This is a genomic window from Natrinema pallidum DSM 3751, assembly GCF_000337615.1.
GTDB classification, from domain to species: Archaea; Halobacteriota; Halobacteria; order Halobacteriales; family Natrialbaceae; genus Natrinema; species Natrinema pallidum.
Genome location: NZ_AOII01000060.1, coordinates 1 through 6,638 on the forward strand (window position 1 = coordinate 1; position 6,638 = coordinate 6,638).

The 6,638-nt window shown below is 52.7% G+C and carries 7 protein-coding genes; 2 read left to right on the forward strand and 5 right to left on the reverse strand.

The window, feature by feature from the left end; translation table 11 throughout:
- Positions 1-66 precede the first annotated feature (66 nt).
- Both C487_RS09430 and C487_RS09435 read right to left on the reverse strand, forming a co-directional pair.
- Positions 67-894, reverse strand: coding sequence for an IS5 family transposase (locus C487_RS09430; protein WP_006185516.1), 828 nt, complete (start codon positions 892-894; stop codon positions 67-69).
- A 532-nt stretch (positions 895-1,426) separates the two neighbouring features.
- Positions 1,427-2,065 (reverse strand): homing endonuclease associated repeat-containing protein, encoded by a 639-nt coding sequence (locus C487_RS09435; RefSeq protein ID WP_006185517.1) that lies wholly within the window; start codon positions 2,063-2,065, stop codon positions 1,427-1,429.
- Between the two features lie 243 nt (positions 2,066-2,308).
- Between C487_RS09435 and C487_RS19520 the strand changes: the two genes are divergently transcribed.
- Positions 2,309-3,211 carry a hypothetical protein gene (locus tag C487_RS19520; protein ID WP_083864572.1) on the forward strand — a complete coding sequence of 301 codons (903 nt, stop codon included), beginning with the start codon at positions 2,309-2,311 and terminating at the stop codon, positions 3,209-3,211.
- 64 nt (positions 3,212-3,275) lie between these two features.
- Here C487_RS19520 and C487_RS09440 read toward each other — a convergent pair whose 3' ends face one another.
- The gene (locus C487_RS09440; protein ID WP_006185518.1) at positions 3,276-3,716 is read right to left on the reverse strand and encodes a DUF4268 domain-containing protein; all 441 of its coding nucleotides are present in this window, start codon (positions 3,714-3,716) and stop codon (positions 3,276-3,278) included.
- A gap of 15 nt (positions 3,717-3,731) precedes the next feature.
- Complete coding sequence (locus C487_RS21210) at positions 3,732-4,337, reverse strand: hypothetical protein (RefSeq protein WP_049908064.1); 606 nt, start codon at positions 4,335-4,337, stop codon at positions 3,732-3,734.
- Here C487_RS21210 and C487_RS19530 point away from each other — a divergent pair.
- Complete coding sequence (locus C487_RS19530) at positions 4,230-4,865, forward strand: IS6 family transposase (protein WP_083864574.1); 636 nt, start codon at positions 4,230-4,232, stop codon at positions 4,863-4,865. The two genes, C487_RS21210 and C487_RS19530, sit on opposite strands and share 108 nt — an antisense overlap.
- Before the next feature lie 233 nt (positions 4,866-5,098).
- On the opposite strand, the gene C487_RS09450 is transcribed toward C487_RS19530, so the two are convergent.
- Positions 5,099-6,352, reverse strand: coding sequence for an RNA-guided endonuclease InsQ/TnpB family protein (locus C487_RS09450; RefSeq protein ID WP_006185520.1), 1,254 nt, complete (start codon positions 6,350-6,352; stop codon positions 5,099-5,101).
- Positions 6,353-6,638 lie beyond the last annotated feature (286 nt).

The following is a 6,638-nucleotide window of genomic DNA, read 5'->3' on the forward strand; positions in this document are numbered from 1 at the left end:
CTTCGTGGATTTCACTGTCCGCTTGCTCTGTTTGTTTGGTCACAACTCAGCAAGCGGACTTCTCAACTAACGGCTTTGTGAAGTACTGAGATTGTGGACGATACACGCAAGAGCGAGTTCACGGAACTGCTTCCACCAGCGTCGTGACCGGACGAACGCGCCGTACTTCCGCTTGAGTGTTGAGTTGACTGTCTCTGATTGACTCCGTTGGCCGTAGAGATTGGCGTCTAAGCGTGCATTCCATGCCTTGTGAAGCGATGTGAACTCACGATGCTTGATTAGTGGACGAATCTCGTGTTGACGGGCAAGCCGTCTGACTTTCTGGTCGTCGTAGCCTTTGTCCCCGAGCAGGATGTCGATAGTCTCGGGGTTGCGTTTGATCAACGACGGAGCGATCTGGCTATCGTGTTTTCGTGTCGTCGTCATGTGTAAATCAAGGACTGCATTCACTTTGGAATCGACCAGCAGTGTTACTTTGAGTTGCTGAATCGTGAGTTTAGCCCGTTTCGTGTAGTGTTTTGAGGCGTGACTGCGGTCGAATCCCGAAGCATCAATCCCCGCAACGCCATTGGTCGGGAGCAGTGAAACAGAGAGATTGAGCAGCACTCGCCAGACAGCCATATCGAGCCTATCGAACGCTTTACACAGTGTTGATGGGGCAGGCAGTTCAGTGAGATTGATCGCGTTCCGAATACGGGGCATTTCGATGAGTTCGTCGAGGAGTGTTCGATACGTTGTGTCCTTTCGAACTTTGAGACAGAGAAGAACGATGTGCTGATGGAGCGTGTAGCGTTGCTTCGAGAACTTCGAGGAGTATCGAGCTACAGCACGTTGCGCTAACTGAAATGCTTCCTCGACAAATCGGAGCAACCGTGACTTTGGGAGGGGCTGCATCTACTCAAACTACCGGCTGAACCTGTAACTCACTAAGGATTTCAACAGAGCCTTGAGGTCCTATTTGAACTCGGCCGCTAGGATGTCGACGATGTCGGTTCGCGAGAATCAATGCCTTGAGGGCCGTGTTATCTGAGTAGTTCCATTAGAGTCGATCGTGTTACCCGCATGTCGCTGACTGGCGAAGCGTGAGTGGTTCGCCGTTGATGCGTGACTCATCGGAGGATGTCCGAAGACAGGTTTCAGCGTCGACCTTGTGGACATCTGCTAATACTCGATGATCCCGGGGATCTTAGCCGCGAGCGTATTGAATTTGTCAGGGTAGCCGTTCCGCTGGGAGCGAGGCAGCGAGCCGCGTCGAGTCCTAGGAACGTACGTTCCTCGAACCAGGCCAGCGCCGTGATAGCAGTCGCAATCGCCCACGTCAGACGTCGTCGATCATCCTGACTGGACGAGTTGTAGACTGCTCTTCTAGTATTTGAGTTTTTGGTCGGATTCACATCACTGAGACATACACTATCGACACAATAGTTCAGTTGGAGAAACTCCGCAACCCTATCTGCTGCTCGCTTCCAGTAATTCCACCACGAGACCCACCTAACCGCCGAATATAGGTCTGGTACGAGTACTTCCCATGCCGCTCGAGTTTCTCGACCGAAAGTGACCACCAGTCATCGACCTTCGAAAATACCGGTTTTTCTGTCTCAGACTCCGTTTCCGAATACGTCTCTTCAACCGTCGCAACCCGCCATAGATCGGCAATCAAGAAATCCACCGGAATACGAACCGAGGGATCGAACTCAGCGGCTTCCAGTGCGGCTTCCCACGAACCAAATCGCTGCCGATAGGCCCTTAATCCAAACCGGCCGTGATCGTCAAGGTCATCCTGATAGGGCCGCCGGTCAAGTCGATTCGCAACACGCCACAACTCTCGGCACAACTCGGCGTCAGGAAACGCCATTTCGAGGGCGGTGGTCCAACTCCCGAACCGCGAAACGTAGGTCTGGGGGTGTGGCGTAATATCCGAGTTACGCTTGTCGTTGTAGTGTTCGAGATCGGAGATCGTTGGGAGGCGCTGATATGTGTCGTTCACGTCTCGTAGATGATCGATAAGTGCTGTTTCCGTGTAACCGCGGCCACGAGTCACCTCGCTGTCGTCGTGTCTCCCCATCAAACGCGTCTTATTATCTATCCAATATAAAATTAGGTGGCCTGCTACACTAAAGCGCTGACACTTATGATGCTTGTCTCAACTGGACCGATGCTATGTCGGATACTTCGTCCGCGCAGCGGCGGCGCTATACTACAACCGTTGATGCCACGTCCGCGACTGAACCACATCGGTTCCATCAAAACCACCGCAGTCCAGTTGGTCGGCTGACGCAGGCCGGAAACCAAGGTGGTGAGTGACTGAATGACGACTGTAAACAATATTATCGACTGGCCGGCTGAGTTTGGACCGATTGACGCGGAAATCGAGTGTCGCCCGGTTGATGCCAAGGTGTTAGCGAAGGCGATGTTGCCAGAGTCGGCTGCAATTCTCGCCGTGACCAACACCGGCGTCTGGCTCCGATCGGAGGCGATTCGCCAGGGGACGCACGCTTATTGTCCCGCCGAGGCGTTCCCGGAGTTCGAGTGTTCGACTGCTGGTGCTGTCGCGGTGTACCCGTCGTCCGTCTCAACCCTGCAGTTCGCCACGCTCTCTGCTGATGCTGAACAAATATCGGTTTCACTCCACGGTGAACAACTGACCATGGAAGCAAACGGGTTTGGCGGCACTGTGCCGACTGTGCTCCCCCAGCGTGATGCTGGTCGGCACCAGAACATTGCTAATCTCGATCTCCGTGAGATCCACGACCAGCATGCTGCTGAAGCCCACGTCACCGACTGGCAGTTCGAAGACTTTCTCGATTCGAAAGCATATGCACCAGATTCGGAACTCACCCTCACTCCAGACAAGTTGTCTGTTACGACCCCAGGTAGTAATGCACAGTGGCGCTGGAACGAAAGTGCTGGCTCTGGAGAGGCAACATATCGCGGCCGTGAGTTTCGCGAGGTTTTCAATCAACTCTACACGATTGAGTCGACGCCACGTTTCACGTGGGGTAACAATGAGACGGTCGCAATGATCTTTCGCGGCGATGGATGGCTCGCAATCGGCTACGTCATCCCCTTCCGGAATTCTCCGTCAGATAATTCTGATACAGTAGAGCGACGCTGCCCTACATGTGGTAGCCAACTCGAGCGAGAGTCGTCAACCGGGAATTTGGTATGTCTGGACCCGACGTGTGGATTTCGATCGATTAAATTAGAGTAGCACGAAGACAGAGAACGCTGCTGAGACTGTATATCACATCTAATTAACTAGCATCCTTGTCTGTCTACAGTTGCTGTAGCCGGTCATAGAAGACATGATAGAATTGCTCACCGTTCTCAATCATCCAGTCGAGATACGCATCCCACTGCTCCTCGTCGTTAACATCGCCAGACATCGTGCTCCAGATCCGGCTTCGTTTCTTTCCGGAACGAGTTTCTTCGGGTTCGTCCCATACGAGTTCCTGATCGAACTGTCGATCAATTTCGTCGCGGTTCTCTTCTAACTGCCAGTATGCATCGGCATCATCCCGAATAACGATCCCGACTCCGAGTTCATTATCGCGCGTATTGATCGTGAACTGGAGTTCGAAGCCTGATTTGCCGATAGAGAGATTGTGATAGTAACTGGGATACGGTTTACGCGCACTGAGCTGAGTCTCTCGTTCTTCAATCCGATCCCGAAACGCAGTCCAGTACTCCTCTTGGAGTTCCTCTGTCTCAGTCAACTCGTCCTCAGAACGTTATGCTTTTTCTTTCCACTCGCTTGGCTCAACGACGGGATTGAGACGAACAGCTGGGTCCGAGTTGCCAATTTTCCAGACCTCTAATCGAACAGCGAATAGATCTACGCCTTCACGGCTATTCTCGTTGAGCCACTGCATTGCATCGCGGTGTTCATCATAGAATCGTGGTGCGATCCAGACGATGATATCCGCATCAACTCCTGAGGCATACGCGATCGATTTCCCCAGATGGTCGTGATCGGACGAGTTAAGTTGATTTTCGATGACGACGTTTCGATTGTCATCGATGACCTCAGCTAGAATATCGACGTTGTACCGACCGACGCTCTTCTCTTCTTCGACCACCTCTAACTCTAGTCCAAGCGTGTCTTCCAGTTCAGATTCATCCGCCGAACGGATTTCGTTAGCTATCCACGGTGTAAAATCCTGAGCCTCGTCCGCCGGCGCTGTTTCGTTAAGCGTGAAAAGTGAGGCGGGACGATTTTGTGGTGCTCTATGCCAAAAATCGACCGCCTCAGCGGGTGTAGCGACTGGATTGATTTGAGTTTTGTGGAGCGAGAGCGGACACCGCGTCAGCTGATGGCGCTCGGTATTCGACTCCATCTTGCTGGCCTCTCGCTTTCGAATACCGTTCGAGAATTAGAGAAGTTCGGTGTCGAACGATCACGCAAGGCTGTACACGATTGGGTACAGAAAGCCGATCTACAGCCAGCAACTGATACAAATCCGAATCACGTTGCGCTCGACGAAACAGTGATTCAAATCGATGATCACCAGTATTGGCTGTACGCTGCCGTCGATCCTGAAACAAACAGAATCCTCCACACACGGCTATTTTCGACGACTACGACTGCATTGACTGAACGTTTTCTGCGAGAACTAATTGAGAAACACGATGTCGAAGATGCGGTGTTTCTCGTCGATGGTGCACAGCATCTACAGACAGCACTCCGCCGGCACGGACTCCGATTTCGATACGAAAAACACGGAAATCGGAACGCTGCCGAACGTGTCTTTCGGGAGATAAAAAGACGTACTTCTTCATTCTCAAACTGCTTCAGTCACGTCAAACCGTCAACCGCAGAATCGTGGCTCCAGGCCTTCGCCGTCTGGCAGAATGCTACAAACTAAACGGGACCCGTCCGCCCAGTACTCACGTACTTCCTGGGATTCGAGTGACCCGAACTCCGGCATGGTCAAATTCACTCACCCTGGTCTCAAAAAATGTACGTGAACAAATTACACCCAGACCGTTTCGTATTCGCAAACAGCCTGGAAATAGCTCGGATCATCGATGACGGTACGAGGGATCCTACGTTCATCGCGAGAAAGTTGGCAGGGCGGTAACAGTGAACTCCCCCACCCTACTCAGCCGCTGGTGCGGTTTCGTTGAGGGTGGGGCTTCCTGTTTCTACGACGCGCTTTGCAGACACCGAATGGGTGTCCGTAGGGAGCGCAGTCTCCACAGGCGTGTCTTCGGGCCATCCCAGCCCTAATTCAGAAAAGCCTCTCTGCAAGACGTTCATCGCTGCGTTCGCATCACGGTCACACTCGAACCCACACGACGGACACGAATGCTCTCTAACCCAGATGGGTTTTGCCGTCTCCACGCCACACGACGCACACTCTTTCGTCGTTCCACGTGCTTCGACCTGAACGACGTGCGTCCCGTATAATTTGGCTTTGTATTCGAGCAGAGTGATGAACTGTCGCCACGCCGCATCCTGCTTGTTGCGAGCGTTGTGCGATTGTTCGAGCATCTCCTTCACGTTCAAGTCCTCGACGAACACCGCGTCGTACTCGCGGGCGAGCCACGTCGTGAGTTTATGCTGGTAGTCCAACACCGTTCGCTGGATGTGACGCTTGGCCTTCGCAACCTTCAGTCGTTGCTTCTCGTAATTGTTCGACCCGTTCTCTTTCCGTGAGAGGTTGCGTTGCTCGCGGCGGAGTTGTTCATACTCGTCTTCGAGGTTGAGCCAATCCACGGTCTTGCCGTCGCTGGTGTGGATGTAGTTGCGGATGCCGAGGTCGATTCCCACGCTGTTGTTCGTGTTGAGCGAATCCACGTTAGGTTTCTCCGGGAGATCAGTCTCGTCGGTTTCGAGACCGAAGGAGACAAACCACTCGCCAGTTGTCTCTTTTTTAATAGTGACTTCTTTGATGTCTGCTTTGTCGGGAATTGAGCGGTGGTACCGGATTTTGATGTCTCCGATTTTGGAGAGCCAGAGTGTCGCGTTGCGGCCACTCGTGTTTTTGAGTTCGAAGCCGGACTGCGAATATGTCATACTCTGAAACTCCCTTGGCGACTTCCACGTGAGCATCCCGACCGTGTGACCGTTCGTCTTCTGTTCAGAGAGACTCGAGAGGTTCTGATAAAATCGCGTGACGGTTCGCTGGAGTGCTTTCGAATGAACCATTGTGAACACCGGGAACTCGTCTTTCCAATCGGTGAGGCGGTCGTGATGCTTGTACGCCGAACCAACGTCATCGGCGTCGTTGTGGTTCGTGTATTCGTACCGCGTGAAATTGTACGCTTGGCGATGAATGTCGATGTGATGTTCTACAGCCTCCGCCACCTTTTGTGTCGGATACGCTCGATAGCGGTGACTGTACTCCATCGCAGTCTATTGATTAGGTGTGTGTTCGTTTAATCGTTTGTCTCTCGTGTGGCGATTCGTCCCTTCCCTACTCGCTCCTGTTGGTCGCTCCTTGAGGAAGGGGCATTCTCGCCTCAATTTTGGTAAAACTCGGGGAGTGCCTTATCATTGATGGCACTAACAACGAGAAATCGTAGAACACCCCCCGTTTTCGAGTTGGTATGTGTTTAGCCCGAGCTGATTTCGGTACTGTCTCGTAGGAAGCGTTCAACGGACGCGACATGAACAGGCAGCAGACATCGGATAC